At 67.1% G+C, this 18,476-nt stretch carries 14 protein-coding genes; 4 read left to right on the top strand and 10 right to left on the bottom strand.

Going from position 1 to position 18,476, the window contains the following annotated elements:
- Window positions 1-4: 4 nt before the first annotated feature.
- Window positions 5-1,744, bottom strand: coding sequence for an N-acetylglutaminylglutamine synthetase (gene ngg, locus DPM12_RS17045; protein ID WP_342778806.1), 1,740 nt, complete (start codon window positions 1,742-1,744; stop codon window positions 5-7).
- Between the two features lie 51 nt (window positions 1,745-1,795).
- Complete coding sequence (locus tag DPM12_RS17040) at window positions 1,796-3,586, bottom strand: N-acetylglutaminylglutamine amidotransferase (RefSeq protein WP_112259546.1); 1,791 nt, start codon at window positions 3,584-3,586, stop codon at window positions 1,796-1,798.
- Window positions 3,587-3,785: 199 nt separating this feature from the next.
- On the opposite strand from DPM12_RS17040, the gene DPM12_RS17035 reads away from it, so the two are divergent.
- A complete protein-coding gene (locus DPM12_RS17035) occupies window positions 3,786-4,529 on the top strand; it encodes a Mut7-C RNAse domain-containing protein (protein ID WP_112259545.1) in 744 nt (247 codons plus the stop codon).
- Window positions 4,530-4,651: 122 nt separating this feature from the next.
- On the opposite strand, the gene DPM12_RS17030 is transcribed toward DPM12_RS17035, so the two are convergent.
- The 7 genes from DPM12_RS17030 to DPM12_RS17000 all read right to left on the bottom strand — a co-directional run bounded on the left by DPM12_RS17030 (window position 4,652) and on the right by DPM12_RS17000 (window position 12,113).
- Entirely contained in the window at window positions 4,652-5,677 is a 1,026-nt protein-coding gene (locus tag DPM12_RS17030; RefSeq protein WP_112259544.1) for an ABC transporter permease, read from the bottom strand.
- A gap of 1 nt (window position 5,678) precedes the next feature.
- Window positions 5,679-6,452, bottom strand: coding sequence for an ATP-binding cassette domain-containing protein (locus tag DPM12_RS17025; protein WP_112259543.1), 774 nt, complete (start codon window positions 6,450-6,452; stop codon window positions 5,679-5,681).
- A gap of 22 nt (window positions 6,453-6,474) precedes the next feature.
- A complete protein-coding gene (locus DPM12_RS17020) occupies window positions 6,475-7,614 on the bottom strand; it encodes a sugar ABC transporter substrate-binding protein (protein ID WP_158542931.1) in 1,140 nt (379 codons plus the stop codon).
- 44 nt (window positions 7,615-7,658) lie between these two features.
- Window positions 7,659-8,921 carry an aldose epimerase family protein gene (locus tag DPM12_RS17015; protein ID WP_211659078.1) on the bottom strand — a complete coding sequence of 421 codons (1,263 nt, stop codon included), beginning with the start codon at window positions 8,919-8,921 and terminating at the stop codon, window positions 7,659-7,661.
- 175 nt (window positions 8,922-9,096) lie between these two features.
- Window positions 9,097-10,059: a F510_1955 family glycosylhydrolase gene (locus DPM12_RS17010; RefSeq protein WP_112259541.1), complete on the bottom strand. Its 963-nt coding sequence runs from the start codon at window positions 10,057-10,059 to the stop codon at window positions 9,097-9,099.
- Window positions 10,060-10,245: 186 nt separating this feature from the next.
- The gene (locus DPM12_RS17005) at window positions 10,246-11,133 is read right to left on the bottom strand and encodes a serine hydrolase (RefSeq protein ID WP_112259540.1); all 888 of its coding nucleotides are present in this window, start codon (window positions 11,131-11,133) and stop codon (window positions 10,246-10,248) included.
- Window positions 11,130-12,113 carry a LysR family transcriptional regulator gene (locus DPM12_RS17000; protein ID WP_112259539.1) on the bottom strand — a complete coding sequence of 328 codons (984 nt, stop codon included), beginning with the start codon at window positions 12,111-12,113 and terminating at the stop codon, window positions 11,130-11,132. The genes DPM12_RS17005 and DPM12_RS17000 overlap by 4 nt, the downstream gene beginning before the upstream one ends.
- Before the next feature lie 130 nt (window positions 12,114-12,243).
- Here DPM12_RS17000 and DPM12_RS16995 point away from each other — a divergent pair, with 130 nt between their 5' ends.
- Entirely contained in the window at window positions 12,244-14,280 is a 2,037-nt protein-coding gene (locus tag DPM12_RS16995; RefSeq protein WP_123788496.1) for a penicillin-binding transpeptidase domain-containing protein, read from the top strand.
- A 54-nt stretch (window positions 14,281-14,334) separates the two neighbouring features.
- On the opposite strand, the gene DPM12_RS16990 is transcribed toward DPM12_RS16995, so the two are convergent.
- Window positions 14,335-15,549 carry a pyrophosphate--fructose-6-phosphate 1-phosphotransferase gene (locus tag DPM12_RS16990; protein WP_112259537.1) on the bottom strand — a complete coding sequence of 405 codons (1,215 nt, stop codon included), beginning with the start codon at window positions 15,547-15,549 and terminating at the stop codon, window positions 14,335-14,337.
- 200 nt (window positions 15,550-15,749) lie between these two features.
- On the opposite strand from DPM12_RS16990, the gene DPM12_RS16985 reads away from it, so the two are divergent.
- Entirely contained in the window at window positions 15,750-17,111 is a 1,362-nt protein-coding gene (locus DPM12_RS16985; RefSeq protein ID WP_211659077.1) for a class II 3-deoxy-7-phosphoheptulonate synthase, read from the top strand.
- A 55-nt stretch (window positions 17,112-17,166) separates the two neighbouring features.
- Window positions 17,167-18,210: a threonine aldolase family protein gene (locus DPM12_RS16980; protein ID WP_112259536.1), complete on the top strand. Its 1,044-nt coding sequence runs from the start codon at window positions 17,167-17,169 to the stop codon at window positions 18,208-18,210.
- Window positions 18,211-18,476 lie beyond the last annotated feature (266 nt).

Genomic DNA, 18,476 nt, shown 5'->3' with positions numbered 1-18,476 from the left:
CAGCCTACTCGGCTCGCTCGGAGTGTGGCGGTGGCTGCCAGGCACTGGGGGTGGCACGCGTCTCGGGGAAGAGAAGGTCGATGAACTTGGCAGCCGTGGGCTGGGGTTCGTGGTTGGCCAGGCCGGGACGCTCGTTGGCCTCGATGAGCACGTAGTCCGGCCCGTCAACGGCAGGAACGATCATGTCGAGGCCGGTGACCGGAATGTCGATGGCCTGGCTGGCAGCGACAGCCGCATCGGCCAGATCGGGGTGCAACTCGGCCGTAACGTCGTGGATGGTGCCGCCGGTGTGCAGGTTCGCCGTGCGACGGACCTGCAACGATGTGCCTTCGGGGAGGACGTCGTCCAGCGTGTATCCCGCCGACTCGACCGTGTCGGAGGTGAGCTCGTCCAGGGGGACCGCCGACTCGCCACCCGTGGCGGCCGAGCGCCGCCGGCTGTGCCGCTCGATGAGCTGCCTGATGGTGTGCCGCCCGGTTCCGATCACCGTGGCCGGCTTGCGCACCGCCGCAGCCACGACACTGTGCCCGATGACGACGATACGCAGGTCCTCGCCCTCGACACACTCCTCGATCAGGACGTCGGGACAGAAGGCGCGGGCGAGCTCGACGGCCTGGCGCAGCGACGCGGCGTCGCGTACCCCGACGGTGATGCCCCGGCCCTGCTCACCTCGAGCCGGCTTGACGACGACCTCGCCCACCTGGCTGAGGAAGGCCTCGTTGGAGGCGTCGTCGGTGGCGTTCTTCCCCCGGGGAAGCTTCAGGCCGGCGTCGCCGAAGATGCGGCGGGTGACGCGCTTGTCGTCGCAGCGGCTCATGGCCACCGCCGTGGTCAACTCGGAAAGCGACTCCCGCGTCACGATCTTGCGCCCGCTGTGTACGAGGCGCATCTCGCCCCACGCCGGGTCAAGTACCTCGACGAGGATGCCGCGCCGGCGCGCCTCGTCGGCGATGATGGTCGCGTACGGGTTGAGATCGGAGAGGCCGGCCTCGGGCTCGGGCACGAACAGCGGTTCGTTGATGATGTTCTTCCGCTTGACCGCGAAGACCGGCACCCGCCGGAAACCCAGCTTCTTGTACAGCCGGATTGCGGGGTCGTTGTCGTGCATGACCGACAGATCCAGGTGGTCCCGTCCGCGGCCGATGTAGCGCTCGGCGAGGGCACGGACCAGGGCCTCGCCGACGCCGGGAATCGGCGTCTGCGGATCGACGGCCAGGCACCACAGGCTGGTGCCGCGGTCCGGATCGTCGAACGCCAGGACGTGATCGACGCCCGTCACGGTGCCGATCACCGCTCCGGTGTGCTCGTCTTTCGCGATCAGGTAGGTGAACGTGCGGGTGCGCTGATTCGACCACATCAGCTCCGGATCGGCGGGAACCATGTGCCGGGCCGCATAGATCCGGTTGACCTCCTCGGCGTCGCTGGCGTCGGCCATGGTGCTGACCACGACATCCGGGATGAGCTCGCGGCGCGGGCGGTAGTGGTGCAGCTCCAGCCGGTACGTCATCGACGGATCGATGAACAGCTCGTCCGGGGCCCGGGAGACGAGCACGTGCGGGTCCGGCACGTACATGGCGATGTCCCGGCGGCCCTCTTCTTCAGCACGTAGGAGGTCGATGATGTCGTCGTCGTTGTCGAAGGTCTGCGCGAGGATCAGCCGCCCCCACCCGCAATCGAGAGCGACATTGCGTCGCATATCCCGGACCAGGTGCTCCGGTGCCTCTTGCCAGGGTCTGGTCCACAGCGGGCGGCGCGGTTCGTTCCCGCCTCTGCGCCGAGCGTCGGTCACTGGGCGTTACCTGTTCTCCGGGAGGTGGGTCTGTAGCCACATCTCGAGCAAGCCGAGCTGCCACAGCCGGTTTCCCCGAAGCGGTGTCAGCTCGGAATTCGGGTTGTCCAGCAGGTAGTTGACATAGGTCTCGTTGAACAGGCCGCGCTCGCGGGCTGCTGGCGCGTGCAGGGCGTCTCGAACCCGTTCGAGGTAGGGGCCCTGGAGATACTTCAACGCCGGCACCGGGAAGTACCCCTTGGGCCGGTCGATGACCTCGTTGGGCAGCACGCGCCGGCCGGCTTCCTTGAGCACGCCCTTGCCTTCCTGGGCGAGTTTGAGCTCCGGTGGGCACTGCGCGGCCAGCTCGACGAGTTCGTGGTCGAGGAACGGGACCCGGGCTTCGAGTCCCCAAGCCATGGTCATGTTGTCGACCCGCTTCACCGGGTCGTCGACGAGCATGATCTGCGTGTCGAGCCGCAGGGCGGCGTCGACGGCGGTCTCGGCGCCGGGGCGCTTCATGTGCTCTTCCACGAACTCCAGGCTCACGGGCGAGCCGGCACGGTGTTCGGGACGCACGACGTCACGCATGCCGGCGTGATCGCGGTCGAAGAACGCCCTGGTGTAGACGTCGACGGCGTCGTCGCGGCCGGCACCGAGCAGCGGCGGATACCAGTGGTAGCCGGCGAATACCTCGTCGGCGCCCTGCCCGGACTGGACCACCTTGACATGCTTGCTGACTTCCTCGCTGAGCAGGAAGAAGGCAACGGCGTCGTGGCTGACCATCGGCTCGCTCATGGCGCGGATGGCGTCATCCAGCGCCGGGAGCATCCGCTCGGTGGGGATACGGATCTGGTGGTGTTCCGTGCCGAACTCGCGGGCGACGACATCGGAGTACTTGAACTCGTCGCCCTCCTCGCCACCGACCGCTTCGAACCCGATGCTGAACGTGTTGATCCCGTGCTGGCCTTCCTCGGCGAGCAGGCCGACGACGAGGCTGGAATCGAGCCCGCCGGAGAGCAGCACGCCCACGGGGACATCGGCGACAAGACGGCGGCGGACCGCGACCCGGAGCGATTCGAGGATGGCCTCTTCCCAGTCGGTCTCGCTCCAGCCGGCCTTCTGCGGGTCGCGTACGGCGGTGAGATCCCAGTAGGTGTGATCGTGGCTGGTTCCGTCGGGCTCGATGGTGCGCACCGTGGCCGGCGGAAGCTTGCGCACCCCCTTGAGGATCGTGTGCGGCGCCGGAACGACGGCGTGCCAGGACAGGTAGTGGTGCAGGGCCACCGGATCGATGTCGGTGTCGACCCCGCCGGCGCGCACCAGCGCCGGCAGGCTGCTGGCAAAGCGGATACGGCGCGAGTTCTCGGTGACGTAGAGCGGCTTGATGCCGAGGCGGTCCCGGGCCAGGATCAGCCGGCCCGTGTCGCGTTCGTGGATCGCGACGGCGAACATGCCCTGGAAGTGGTCGACGAAGTTCGCTCCCCACCGGTGATAGGCCTTGGCCACCACCTCGGTGTCCGACGTGGAGAAGAACCGGTACCCGGCCCGGGCCAGATCCTCGCGTAGTTCCTTGTAGTTGTAGATGCAGCCGTTGAAGGCGATGGTCAGGCCGAGCTCGGAATCGACCATGGGCTGGTGACCGTGCGAGGTGAGATCGATGATCGACAACCGGCGGTGGCCGAACGCGAGCGGCCCGTGAGCGAAGGCGCCATAATCATCCGGACCGCGTGCCACCATCGCGTCGCACATCTGCGCGACCGCCGCGAGATCGGCGTGGCGACCGTCGAACGTGTACTCACCAGAGAGTCCGCACATGTAATTCGAGCCTACACGTCGTAGACACCACGGCGGCAAGTTGTGAGGTCCGCGGCAGCTGGAGCGGTGACTTCTTGGGTCTGTGGAACGTCCAGTCGCACATCGAGGGCTCTGGACGTTCCACAGACCCAACAAGTGAGCTTGTGGCGACCCCGGCTGCCCCTCGCGCAGCCGCCTTGTCAGTGCGTACGGTGTGCATATGGATGTCACGAGCGTGGACATCCGGTTCTATGGCGACCTGGCGGAGATTGCAGCGCGTCGCGGCGGTGCCGGGCTGGTGTCCGTTCCGGTGGGCGAGCCGAGGTCGGTCAAGGACGCGATCGAATCCTGTGGTGTCCCGCACACCGAGGTGGACCTCCTGGTGGTGGACTCCACGAGCGTCGGGTTCGACTACCTGCTGTCCCCTGGCCAGCGTGTCGCCGTGTACCCGCGGTTTCACGCCATCGACGTCGCGTCCGCCACGCGTGTCCGGCCCGAACCGCCCGCGCAGCCACGCTTCGTGCTCGACGTTCACCTGGGCCGCCTGGCCGGGCTGTTACGCCTGGCTGGCTTCGACGCGACGTACAGTACGGACGCCAGCGACCACGCCCTGGCGGCGACATCGGCGGCAGAACGGCGATGGCTGCTGACCCGCGACCGGAGGCTGCTCATGCGCCGCCGCGTGGTCCACGGCTACCTCGTCCGGTCCATGCACCCGCCGGACCAGGCCGTCGAGGTGGCCCGGCGCTTCGATCTCGCCGATCGTCTCGCCCCGTTCACCAGATGTGCCCGGTGCAACGGTGTGCTGGAGCACGTGGACAAGGATGACGTCCTGCATCGGCTGCCACCGGCGACCCGCGTGGAGCGGGACACGATCGTGCGCTGTGCTGGATGCCACCAGCTCTACTGGCGAGGTTCGCACGCGTCGGCTCTTGAGAAGCTGGTCTCGATGATGCGCGGCTGACGTCGCCGGTTCCGGTGGTGCGTGCAGACCGCCCGCCCCTCCGCTGATCATGAACACTAAGCGACCTATGTGGTCGCTTAGTGTTCATGATCAGCGGGAGAGGGGGAGGCAACGTCGTCGCGTCAATGTCGCATTCGCCGGCTGATCAAGGTTTGCAGCACCAGAGAGATGATGATCACCATGCCGAAGAAGAGCTGCGTGTAGAAGCCGTCCATGCCGGCGCTGATGACACCGGCCTGGATCGAGCCCACCATGAGCGCTCCGAGGAACGACCCGAAGACGGTGCCGATTCCGCCGAACACCGAGGTGCCGCCGAGGAACACGGCGGCGATGGGTAGCAGCAGCGACCCCTCGCCAAGCGTGGGCCAGAGGTAGGACGACTGCATGCTGGCCACCAGGCCGCTGAACGCCGCGACCACGCCCAGGGTGCCGAACGCGGCGATCTTCACCCGCGCCACTCGCACCCCCATCATCCGGGCACTGTCGGCGTTGTCGCCGACGACGAACAGATGGGCGCCGAACCGGGTGCGGTTGAGGACCAGCCACAGCACGACGCCGATCACCACCATCCACACCATCTCGTTGGGTATGCCGGCCGTCTGCCCGTTCAGGGCGTTGCGCAGCCCGGTGAACTCGTCGCCGGTGAGCGCGACGCCACTGCCGTCCAGCAGGACCATCTCGATGCCGCGGAAGAAGAACATCGTCCCGAGGGTGATGACCAGGGACGGTATTCCGAGGATCGCCACGAGGAACCCGTTGAAGCATCCGCAGGCCAGCCCGACTATCAGGCACGCCAGGATCGCGAGAAAGACATTCCCGGTCCAGTCGAACACGCGGGTGAACCCGACCATGCCCAGCGCCATCACCGAGACGAACGACAGGTCCATCTCCCTGGTGATCACGACGAAGGTCAACGCCAGCGCCATCATGCCCCACAGCGGTGTCGTGGTGGCGAAGGCGTTGTAGATCGACGAACTGAGGAACACGTCCGGTGCTGCCGTGACGAAGATGGTCCACATCAGGATGGCGATGACGACCGTGCCCGTCGTCAGCGCATGGCGACGCAAGAACAGCCGGGCGCTGATGCGGGGTACTGCGTCGACGGCGGGATGTTCGTCCACCGACGGCGGGATATCGGTCTTCGCCATGTCACTCCTCCATCTGTCCGGTCCGCGCGACGGTGCGCAGGCGATCCGTCAGCTCATCGAGAGTGATCTCCGACGGTGAGAACTCGCCCGCGATGCTGCCCCGATCGAGCACGACCAGCCGGTCGACCACCGGGTAGACGTGGTTGATGTTGTGATCGATCAGTACGGCCGAGTGCCCGGCCTCCTTGATGGACCGGACGAAGTCCAGCGTCTTCTGCGTCTCGGACAGCGACAGGCCCATCGTCGGCTCGTCCAGCAGGACCAGCCGGGCGTGAAAGTGCAGCGCCCGGGTAATCGCCACGCCCTGCTTCTCGCCTCCGGACATCGTCTGTACGACGTTGTCCGGGTGGACCGCGCCGGAGGTGAATCCCATGTGCCCTTTCATGAGGGCTGCCGCTTCGCGACGCATCCGGCGGGTGTCGAGCAGGCCGAACCGGTTGACCGGCTCCCGGCCCATGAACATGTTCCGCCACACCGACTGCAGATCGGCCAGCGCGCGTTCCTGGTACACCGTCTCGATTCCCAGCGATCGAGCCTTGGCCACGGACCAGCCCCGCACCGGCTCATCGTCGAACCGGACCTCACCACCGGGATCTGGCTGGTGATATCCCATCATCATCTTGACCATGGTCGATTTGCCGGATCCGTTGTCGCCGAGCAAGCCGACGATCTCGCCCTGCCGCACGTGAAAGTTCACGTCGCGCAGTGCCTGGACCTCGCCGAACGTCTTCGAGACGTTGTGCAGCTCCATCACCACCGGCGCGGTCTCGTCCATTCAGCACCTCCCGTCCTGCGCGCTATCGGATGTCCTGCATCGCCAGATCTTCGATGGCATCGACGTTGTCCGCGTCGATGAACGAGCCCGCCGTATCGACGAACAGGCCGGAGAATCCGTATGTCTGGGTCAGGCAGATCTGCAGGATCGGCAGGTAGCCCTGCAGGAAGGGCTGCTGGTCGATCAGCAGGTCGAGATAGCCGCTCTGGATCGCATCGACCGAGGCCGGGTTCAGATCGAATCCGGCGAAGTACACATCGTCTTGGTCCAGATCCGCCGCTTCCATATAGGTCTGGGCCGTGGCGGTCAGGTCACCGTGGTCGGTCACCACGATGGAGATGTCCGGGTTCGACGCCATCACACCGGTGAACGTCGGCGTTCCGGCCGGCGCGTCGGCGTTGGTGGCCTGGTCGATTTCCTGGTACACGACCTCCAGCCCGGCGTCCTCGAAGCCGTCGACGACGCCCTCGGTCCGCTCGCCCCGGCCTTCCTGGGAGAGCAGCCCCCACACGAAGGCTTCGTCTCCGGACTCGGCTTCCGCACGTTCGACGGCCTCTTCGGCGAGGCGCCGGCCCGCGTCGTAGTTTGACGCGCCGACGTATCCGGTGCCCTGCGGCCCGTACTCCTCCTGGGACTCGGGCAATTCGACATTGACGACCGTGACCTGGATGCCCTGCTCGTAGGCCTCGTCGATGAGCGGCCCCATGGCCTCCTCGCCCGGGTGGCCCATGACCGCCATACCGTCGGGGTCCAGGGCCATGGCCTCCCGGAACTGCTGGACCATCTGCTCCTCGCTCCATTCGGAGAAGAAGTAGGTCACGTCCGCCCCCAGGTCCTCGGCGGCAGCCATGTAGCCGTTGTGGACGTTGTTGGTGAACGGCGTGCCCTGGCCCCCTCCGGGAAACGCGGCGATGCTGACGTCGGAGCACCAGCCCTGACCCATCGGTGGGCCGTCGCCGTCCTCACCGTCCTGGTCGGCCGCGTCCTCACCGTCCTCACCGTCCTGGTCGGCCGCGGCTTCACCATCCCCGTCTGGGGTGTCGTCGGTTTCGTCGGCTGGCGTACAGGCCGCCACCAGCGCGATCACCGCGGAGACGGCCAGCCCGGATCGCACACCACGGCGTGCCCCCGGTCGCCGTCCGGCCTGCATTCGTATCGTCATCATCGGCTCCTTTCACGGACCAGCGGTTATCCCCGCCGCCGGCGTCAGCGCCCGCGTTTGCGGGGCGAGAACTGGTAGATCGTGGTGGTCTCGTAGACCTCGCCGGGCCTGAGGACGGTCGAGGGGAACTCGTCCTGGTTGGGCGAGTCGGGGAAGTGTTGCGTCTCCAGCGCCAGGCCGTCGCCCTGCCGGTAGCTCTTGCCGCCGGTGCCGACCAGCGTGCCGTCCAGGAAGTTCCCCGAGTAGAACTGAATGCCGGGTTCGGTGGTGTGGACCGACAGGGTCCGCCCGCTTCGCGGGTCGTGCAGCCGTGCCGCCAGCTCCAGGCCGTCGCCGTTCCGGTCGAGCACGAAGTTGTGGTCGTAGCCGAGCCCGTATCGCAGCTGTTGATGATCGTCCCGGATCCGGTCACCGATGGCCGTGGGGGTGCGGAAATCCAGCGGGGTGCCGGCCACCGGCGCGATCTCCCCGGTGGGGATCAGCGTCTCGCTGACGGGCGTGTAGTGGCTGGCGTTCAGCTTCAGCCGGTGCCCCTCGATGCTGCCGCTGCCCTCGCCCGCCAGGTTGAAGTAGGCGTGATTGGTCAGGTTGGCCACGGTCGGTGCGTCGGTCGTCGCGTGGTAGTCGATCTGGATCTCGTTCTGGTTGGTCAGCGTGTAGGTGACCGTCGTGTCGAGCTCGCCGGGGTAGCCTTCTTCGCCGTGCGGGCTCGTATACGACAGCGCGATACCTGCGCGATCGCGTTCTTCGAACGTGTCAGTCGGCTCCCAGATCCGCTTGTCGAAGCCCACCTCGCCTCCGTGCAGGTGGTTCGGCGGGTCGTTGACGGCAAGCTCGTACTCGACGCCGTCCAGCGTGAACGTCCCATCCGCGATCCGGTTCGCGTAGCGACCGGTGATGGCACCGAAGTAGGGATCGTTGTTCTCGACGTAGTCGTCGAGATTGTCGAACCCCAGGGTCACGTTGTCGAGGTTGCCCCAGCGATCCGGGACGTTGATCGATTGCAGGATCCCGCCGTAGGTCAGGACCGTGACCTCCATGCCGAGGGAATTGGTCAGCGTGTAGATCTCGACCTCGGTACCGTCCTCCAGGGTTCCGAATACGTCGCGCTCTATCGTTGGTGCGGGCGGTTTGCCCCATCCGTGCCCACGGTCGTGGCCGTGCTCGCCGGGCTGTTCTGCTCCGGATGACGGTGCGGCGATCAATCCCGCGGCCACCACCATGGCAGCGGCCGCTCCCGTGCGAATCGCGGCGCCCGTGCGGCTCGCGATCCGGTCCCCCGTGCCTCCTTTGCGATCCTCGAACATGTCCACCGCTCCTCTCCATCGACGGTGTGCGGCCGTGGCGTTCGATATGTCGGCAATGTGTTAGCGCTAACATACGCGCTTCGAAGGGCGCGATAAAGAGTCCTGTCGCGGAGGTTACGAAATCCTGATACCGCGTACGGGCGAGGCCGGGCGAGAGGTCACCCCGGATGGTTGGTCACCAGGTGTAGACATCGGAGAAGCTCTCCCCGCCGTCGTCGGAGACGACGATCGACCGCTGGAGAGCGACATAAATCGAGCCATCCGGGGCAACGGTCATCGCTTGCGGACGCTCACCGAGGTCGGCGCGTTCCTCCCACGAATCGCCGCCGTCGGCGCTGTGATGCACCACGCCTTGGGGTCCGACACCGTACAGTTCGTCCGGACGTGGCCAGTCGATCAGCAGCAGAACGTGCGCGCCGTCAGCGACGAGTTCGAAGCTCTGGCCCGCATCCGTGCTGCGACGTGGCCCGTCCTCCGTCGTGACGAGCACGGTGTCGGGCTCGTCGGGGCTGATCGTCAAGTCCGCCATCGGAACCTGCCCGAGTGAATCCCAGTTCTCCCCGTCGTCACTCCTCATGAGCTGTGCGGTGCCGCTGTCGAAACCGAAGATGACGTCATGCTTGGCATCGAGAGCGTGGAAGTCGACCTCGCCGGACAGGGACAGCGTCTCCCACGTCTGCCCGTTGTCGGTGCTTTCGAGCAGGCCGAGGTTCGCAGGCAGATCATCCCGGCTGTTGGGATGCCCGCTGGCCAGGAACGTGGTGTCGTCGACCATGGTGAAACCCATGAAATCGTGATCGTCCTCGCTGCTCCTGGTGAGCTCGCCGTCCGCCCAGGTGAACAGCCCATGGTGGGTGGCGATGTAGAGCGTGTCGCCGTCGACACCGAGCCCGTGGACGTGGCCGAAGTCGTCGCCTCCATGGTCGTCGGCGTGATCATCGTCGTGCGCGTGCTCGCCGTCGTCGTCGTGCGTGTGCTCGTCGGCATCGCCGCCGGTCTCGCCGCTCGTATCGGCCATGTCGGTGTCGCCGGTGTCGTTGGTGTCGTCGGCACAGGACACGAGGGCCACGCCGGCGATAGCGCAGCCGGACAGAGCGGCGACGATCCGGGTCGGAAGAGCACGGGAGTACAAGCGCATGGGAATGCCTTTCGGGCGTCCGTCAAGTTCGACGGCTGTCGTGACGGGGCGCGCCGAGCTCCGTACCCTACGGCATTCGCCGCCCCAGATAGTCGAAAGATACCCCGATCCAGGGGCGGTTTTCGCATCCTTGGGTATCGAACGGCAGCGGGCAAGTCCGTGGCCAGCCATAGCGGCACCACGGAGTCATCTGAGGTGAGCGACCGCCAGTTTGGCTGCCTGAGCGATCGCGGTCTCGGCGGCGGGGAGGATCAGGCGTGCACGGGTGGACGTCGTGAACACGGCAACGGCGTAGGCCTCGCCGTTCGGGTATTCAACGACACCGGCTTCATGTCGCAAGCCGACAAAGGTCCCGGTCTTGCCTGCGACGATGACGTCGTCGAACGGGAAGCCGGCGGATATCCGCTGCGTCCAGACTTGCTGGGCCATGATCGTGCGGAGGAACTCGCACTGCTCCGGAGATGCGGCACGATCGGTCCACAGGGAGCTCAGCAAGCGGGTCATGTCGCGACACGTGCCGATGCTGTTGTGCGGATTGGCAGGATCGAACGTGGCGAGGTCGGCCAGCGAGTCCAGGTCTCGCACGTGGGTGATCGCGTCTGCCAGAGAGGTGCTGCCGCAGTCGTCGACGAGGGACGCGTAGAGATCCCGGATGCCTCCGGTGATGCGGGTGGAGGCCAGGCCCAGATCATCGAGCACATCAGCCAGCCGTGTGATACCGACGACGTCCAGCAGAGCGTCGGCGGCGGCATTGTCGCTGACGGCCATCATCGACCGAACGGCGTCTCGCCACGTGACCGTGACCGGGTCGGTCATGGCTGCAAAGCCGGTGGCGCCGTGCGTGCGAGTCTCCGGGTCGAGCATGACGGTGGCGCGCGGATCGAGCCGCCCGGCATCGACCATGCGCGCATACGCGACGGCGAGCGGGAGCTTGTAGACAGAGGCGAGCACGGCGGGTTCGTCGGAGAGCACACCGATCTCCCCGTGGTCGTGCAAGGCGATCGCGTGTACCGATCCGAGTATGCCCGCGTCGTCGAAACAGCGCTGTATCCTGTCGGCCGTGGTCCCGGTCATCGCGGCTTCCTGCCGTCCACGACGTGCTGCGCGTCGCGGTGTGCTGGGAGTTCGGAGGCGGCACGGGGCTGATGTATGTCGGCTGAGCGAACGTGACCGTTGTGGCTGGTCAACGCCGCTGCAATGGCTGCTGGCAACGCCTCGGCCGGTGGGCTGAGCGCGTCGAGCCAGGCCAGGCGAACGGCCATGGCCAGCACGTCACCCTCGATGGGGACGACATCGACTCCGCCGTACCGGCCGGGTTGCTCCGTCGTCAGGCCGACGTAGCCGCCCGAGGCCACGAGGCCCCACGCTGCCCGTTCATCGGTGACCTCGCGTACGTTTTCCGGCAGGAACCCGTGCCGCTCGCAGGTAGCGACGAGGTCGTCATGTGCCGCGGGAGCATGTTCTCGGGGTGGCGCGAGCAGGCCGCTCCCGCCGAGGTCACGGAGCCGAACGGGTACGGATCCTGCGACGGGGTGGTCACCGGGGACGACGGCGTTGAGCGGCAGGTCTATTCGGGCGCCGAAATGCAAGGTGCGCGCTACGACGGGTTCGCGTAGCAGGCCCAGGTCGGCGGTGCCGTCGGCGAGCTCCGCGACCTGTACCGGGCTGGCCTGTTCGGTGACGTCGACGTCGGCCTCCGGTGCGGCACGGTGACACGCGGCGACGAGGGCCGCATAGTGGCCCGCGCCCATGCCTGGCGTCACCCGGATGACGACGCGTGTGCGCACCGACGTGTCCTGGCGACGCGCTAGCAACCGGAGCTGTTCGACCTCGTCGAGCACGCGATGTGCCGCAGGCAGGAGTGCCTGGCCGGCATCGGTGACCGTGACCGATTGGCTGTCCCGCTCGAAGAGGCGGACTCCCAGTTCTGATTCGAGTCGTCGGAGCCCTTGGGACAGCGGTGGCTGGCGGATGCCGAGACGTTGTGCGGCAAGCCCGAAGTGCCGTTCGTGAGCGATCGCGATGAAGTACTCGAGGTGTCGAACGAGGTCCACAGCCAGTAACGATATCCAAATTGTCAGCGAGCGGCACTGATATCCGTATTGGACCGGCGAGTGCGGACATGGTTGGGTCGTGGACGTGAATCAGCGTGGAAGAGAAGTGGGCCGCCGTCGGTTCGTCCAGATGGCGGGAGTCGTGTCCCTGGCGCTCGCCGTCGCGGCATGCAGTGACGAGACGCCCGAACCGGATCCAGTGGCGGAGTCGCTGGCACGCACGCTGGAAACCGGTGCGGCCGATGTCACGTTCACGAACGCGGCTCCGGACGACGTCGAATCCGAGCTGGAGGAGGTCGTCGGCAACATGGGGGAGGTGCCGCGCTCGGTCGAGGTCACCGATCTCGAACCGGTGGAGGACGAGAACGCGTACACCGCCACGTTCGACGTCGAGTGGTCGCTGGACGGCGCGACGGAGAACGCCGGCGATTCCGAGGACGCCGAGGATTCTGGCGACATTGACGATTCTGGCGACGCCGCGGACGGCGAGAACGCGGGGGATGCCGCCGACGATCCCGATGGCTCCGACGATGCCGGAGGCGACCTCCGGTGGTCCTACACGAGCACGGCACGGCTGTCGCTCGTGGAGGATGGCGAGAACGGCGCCGGGGCATGGCAGGTCGAGTGGACTCCTGCCGTCGTCCATCCCGATCTTGAATCGGGCGATCGTCTCAGGATGGACCGCGAACAGGCGGAACGAGCCGACATCATCGGAGCCGACGGCGAGCCGCTGGTGACCGAGCGCGATGTCTATCGCATTGGCGTCGACAAGACACGGTTCGACGACGACGCCACCGAGGACGAGATGGTGAGCGTGGCACGGGAGCTGGCCGAACTCGTCGGCGTCGACGGCGAGAGGCTGGCAGAGCGTGTGCGAGCCACCGGCGAGCGCGCGTTCGTCGAGGCGATCACGTTTCGCGAGGACGACGCGGCCCCGGTGCTCGACGAAATCGATGCGATCGACGGCGCGGTGGCGCTGCCCGACATGCAACCGCTCGCTCCCACTCGCGAGTTCGCACGCCCGCTCCTGGGAACCGTGGGGAAAGCCACAGCGGAGATCATCGAAGAATCGAACGGGAACATCCAGACCGGTGATGTCGTCGGGCTCTCCGGACTGCAACAGGCCTACGACGAGCAACTGCGCGGTACGCCCGGGGTGAGCGTCGAGATCGTTTCCGAGGACGACGATGCCGAACCCTCCGTCGTGTTCGAGCAGGAACCCGAGCCGGGGGAGCCGCTGGCGATCACGCTGGATGCCGGGTTGCAACAGCGTGCCGAGTCGGTCCTCGCGGACGTGGGGCCGCCGAGCGCCATCGTCGCGGTCGAGCCGTCGACCAGCAGAATCCTGGCCGCGGCGAGTGGTCCCGGAGGCGAGGGGTACTCGACGGCCACGGCCGGTCAGTACGCGCCGGGATCGACGTTCAAGATGGTGACCGCGTTGGCACTGCTGCGCGCCGGCTTGGATGGGGAGAGCACGGTGGTGTGCCCGTCGACACTGACCGTCGACGGGCGCGAGTTCGGGAACTACAGCGGCTACCCGGACAGCGCGTTGGGAGATATCTCGCTGGAGACCGCGATTGCCGAATCGTGCAACACGGCCCTGATGGGCGAGCGTGATCAGGTGTCGCAGGAAGACTTGGTGGACGCTGGCGCCGCCCTGGGATTCGGGTTGGAACACCAGTCGCACATCGGGGCATTCGGCGGCTCGATGCCCCGTGAGGCGGAGGGCACGTCGCACGCGGCGTCGATGATCGGCCAGGGAGAGGTTCTCGCATCGCCGCTGGCCATGGCCGGGGTGGCCGCGTCCGTTGTTGCCGGGGAGGCAATCGTGCCGCACCTGCTGGATGACGACACGAGCGCGGACGCCGATTCCGAGGAGTTGGCGGCCCCGTCGGAGCCACTCTCCGGGGGCGAAGCAGCGCAGCTGCAGAAGATGATGTACGCCGCTGTGGAGTACGGGAGTGCCTCGTTCCTGCAAGACGTGCCCGGCGAGCCGGTGGGCGCCAAGACAGGGACCGCAGAGTACGGGAGCGGCGACGAAGCCGGAACCCACGGGTGGATGATCGCCTTCCAGGGCGATCTCGCCGTCGCCGTCTTCGTCGAAGAGGGCGAATCGGGCGCGCGGGCGGCGGGACCGCCACTGGAAGACTTCCTGTCGGGACGCTGAGGACCGTGGCGCTCGTCGCGCCCGTCCGGCTGGTCGGCTGGCTGGCCCGTCGTCTTAGCTGGTCGGCTGCCCGATCGCGCCGAGCAGGTCGGCGAACCAGGACGTGGACGGATCGAACTGCTTTCCGCCCTTCACCCGGTCGAGCTCGATGGCACGCAGCTGGCCGCCACGCTCCTCGTCGTGCCCGATCAGCCCACCCTCGCGGCGCAGGGCACTCTCCACGGCGAAGTCGGTGCAGCTCTTGATCAAGCGGAGGTCGTCGCCGTTCGCGGCTGCGGACCGGCTGAAGTAGCCGCTCTTCTGGACGTTGACCTTTTCCGCGCCCACCAGGTCGGCGAACTGCTTGGCGAACCACTGGCCCGGGTTGACCTTGTCGAGCTGCACGTGGCCGAACGGGTCGCGCGGGACCTCTTCACCCCGGGACTCCATCTCGGTCACGATCGACTCGACGCCGGCCCCTTCGGACAGGAAGATGTTGACACAGCCCGTCTGGTCCATGACCTGGCGAAGCCGGCCCGCTTCGGTCTCGATGTCCAGCCCGAGCTCGGGCAGGTACACGCCGTGGATGTCCCAGCGGCGCGGGTCTAGTCCGATCTCGGGTGCCCACTCCTGCGTGGCGAGCCAGCTCCGGTAGGCGCGGGCAGTGGCCGCGGTCAGCCAGCCACAGTTTCGCCCCATGACCTCGTGGATCATGAGCATCCGCGGGTTGGACGAGTGCTCGGCGATCACGTTGCGAGCAAACCGGGCTCCCTGTTCGGCCGCCGTCCACGCACCGAGGCTCTGCCGTACCGGGACGATGTCGTTGTCGACCGTCTTCGGCAGGCCAACGACGGTGAGCTCGTGGCCGTGTTTCCTGAGGTAGGTGGCGAGTTCGGCCGCGGTGGTGCTGGTGTCGTCGCCGCCGATGGTGTGCAGCACATCCACGCCGTCGTTGGCGAGCTGATCTGCGGCGACCTCGAGCGGGTCCTGGCCCTCCTTCACGAAGCCGCGCTTGATCGCGTCGTCAACGTTGGTCAGCTTGACGCGGCTGTTGCCGATCGGGCTGCCGCCGAAACGATGTAGCCGGTGTGCCGTGGCACGGATGTCGGGTGTCGCTTTGACCGAGCGGCCCGTGAGGAGCCCGGCATAGCCGTCCAGGTAACCGATGATCTCCACGTCGGGCGCCACTTCGGTATACCGCTCGATGAGGCCCCCGACGGCCGAGGACAAGCACGGTGCCAGCCCTCCGGCGGTGAGCATTGCGACCTTTCGAATCGGCTGTTCAGGCATGACATTGACCTTTCCGCACGCTCAATTTCCTCGACGACGGCCGGCACCTCGTCGTGCTGCGGTCCGAACGGACACACTACAGTCAATCCTAGGTACGGTGGGATGCGGTTGGCCGACGGGAACGGCTTTCGTGACGCGGCGACGAGTCCGGAGAGTGGGATGTCTTCGTGAGATCACGAAGGATCGCTTACGCTAGCTCCGTGACGTCGCATGCTGATCATGAGCTCCTTACCGAGCTGAGGTCGGCGCTCGCCGAGCTGCCTGCGGCTCAGCAACCCGAGTGGGGAGATGCGAGCCGGCTGGCCGACGCGGTCGCCGAGTTGCGGGCGATGCCCCCGCTGGTGTTCGCCGGTGAATGTGATCTGTTGAAGCAACGCCTCGCCGCCGTTTCCCGGGGCGAGGCGTTTCTCTTGCAAGGCGGTGACTGCGCCGAGACGTTCGACGGCATCACCGCGGACAACGTACGTGCCAAGCTCAAGACGTTGCTGCAGATGGCGGTCGTGTTGACCTACGCCGCGAGCATGCCCGTGGTGAAGGTGGGCCGGCTCGCCGGGCAGTACGCCAAGCCCCGGTCAAAGCCGAGCGAGACTCGTGACGGTGAGACGCTGCCCGCGTTCCGTGGCGACATCGTTAACGGTGTCGAGTTCACCGAGCAGGCACGAACGCCGGATCCCGCGCGGATGGTGCGGGCGTACAACGCGTCGGCGGCGGCCCTGAACCTCACCCGGGCGTTCGTCGGTGGCGGGTTTGCCGACCTGCACCAGGTGCACGCGTGGAACACCGATTTCGTGCGGACCTCGCCGGCAGGCCAGCGCTACGAGCGCATCGCGGGCCGGATCGACCAGGCACTGCGCTTCATGCGGGCCATTGACGTCGACTCCGAGAACGTGCGCAAGGTCGAGCTGTACTCCAGCCACGAGGCGCTGCTGCTCGACTACGAGACGGCACTCACGCGTGTGGATTCGCGTACCGGCGCGCCCTACGACGTCTCGGGGCACTTCCTGTGGGTGGGCGAGCGCACCCGCCAGCTCGACGGTGCGCACATCGAGTTCGCGTCCCGGATCCGCAACCCGATCGGGGTGAAGGTGGGACCGAAGACCACCTCCGACGATCTGATCGCCCTGGCGGAGAAGCTCGATCCGGAGCGCGAGCCCGGCCGCCTGACATTCGTCACCCGGATGGGCGCGGAGAAGATCCGTGACGGGCTGCCACCGTTGATCGAAAAGGCGATGGCGAGCGGGTTGGTGGCCTCGTGGGTGTGCGACCCGATGCACGGCAACACGTACGAGGCTCCCAGCGGCCACAAGACGCGTCGCTTCGACGACGTGATGGACGAGGTGCGCGGCTTCTTCGAGGTGCACCGATCGCTGGGTAGCCATCCCGGAGGGCTGCACGTCGAGTTGACCGGCGACGATGTCACCGAATGCGTCGGCGGGGGAGACCCGATCGCAGAAGACGGCCTGTCGAGGCGGTACGAGACGGTCTGCGACCCGCGCCTGAACCGGACACAGTCGCTGGAACTGGCCTTCCTGGTCGCCGAGCTCCTCGAAACCACCCACTGACCGGGGCGCGGGCGGCTGACGCCCGGATGCCGGCGCGACATTAGAGTGGTGAGCCATGACCTCGGGCTCGATCGACCTTCGCAGTGACACGGTGACACGGCCGGCTCCCGGGATGGTGGCCGCCATGTCCGCGGCGGATGTGGGCGACGACGTCTATGGCGAAGATCCGGCGGCCAATGCCCTCGAAGAGCGGGTCGCCGGGCTGCTGGGACACGAGGCGGGCCTGTTCACGGTGACCGGATCGCTGGCCAACGTGCTCGGTGTCCGCGCATGGGTGGCTCCCGGGCAGGAGCTCCTCTGCGAGGCGCGGGCGCACGTCGTGCGTGCGGAACTCGGGGCGCACGCCGCGCTGCATGGCGTCACCACGCGCACCTGGTCGCATCCGCGCGGCCGGGCTGACCGCGAAGCGATCCGCGAGCTGATGTCGCCGGGTGCGGGCCCGTATCTGGTCTCGACGGCGGCCATCGGTGTGGAGAACACGCACAACTTCGCGGGCGGTACCGTTCACCCGGTTGCCGACATGGCGGCGCTGCGTGACCTGGTCCAGGGGACCGGTATCCGGCTGCACCTCGATGGCGCCCGGTTGTGGAACGCGCAGGTCGCCACGGGAGTGTCAGCTCGCGAGTATGCCGAGCATTTCGACACCGTCTCGGTGTGCCTGTCGAAGGGCCTGGGCGCGCCGATCGGTTCGGTGCTGGTCGGGCCGGCGGATGTCATTGCCGAGGCCAGGCAGTGGCGCAAGCGGCTTGGTGGCGGATGGCGGCAGGCTGGCGTCCTGGCGGCGGCAGGATGGTACGCGCTCGACCATCGCGTGGACCGGCTCGCCGACGACCACACCAACGCCCGGCTCATCGCCGACCTGATCCACGAGGCCGCCGGCAGCGTGGTGGATCCGGAGAGCGTCGAGACGAACATCGTGCTGCTGCACGTGGGGCGGCAAGCCGAGCGATTCGTGGCGCGGGCGCGGGCGCAGGGCGTCCTCGTGGCGTCGGTGGCGCCCGGCGTGGTGCGGCTCATCACGCACCTGGACGTCTCGGCCGCTGACGCCCGGAAGGCCGGGGAGACGCTGGCGGCCGTAGCGCGAGACGCCGGCGCCTGATTCCCCGTTCCTGCGGGGTGATGAGCCCGGGCGCCGGTCGACGGGCGCTTGGGAAGCTGGTCGCTGGTCGCCGGGTAGCTGGCCTCACTTCGATACTCAGACGTGCGTTTATCGGGCCGAGGCGGCTGATAAGCGCACGTCTGAGTATCGAAGTGAGGCTATGGGCCGGACTCAGCGGCTGTTGATCGGGCATCATCGATGCACATCTTGTGATTCGAGACGATTTGTCTCTTACCTTGACACAGCCCGGCGTTGGTGACGATAGT

The organism is Phytoactinopolyspora halophila (assembly GCF_003287285.1).
GTDB lineage: Bacteria > Actinomycetota > Actinomycetes > Jiangellales > Jiangellaceae > Phytoactinopolyspora_A > Phytoactinopolyspora_A halophila.
This window is presented reverse-complemented; position numbering and strand designations above follow the sequence as displayed.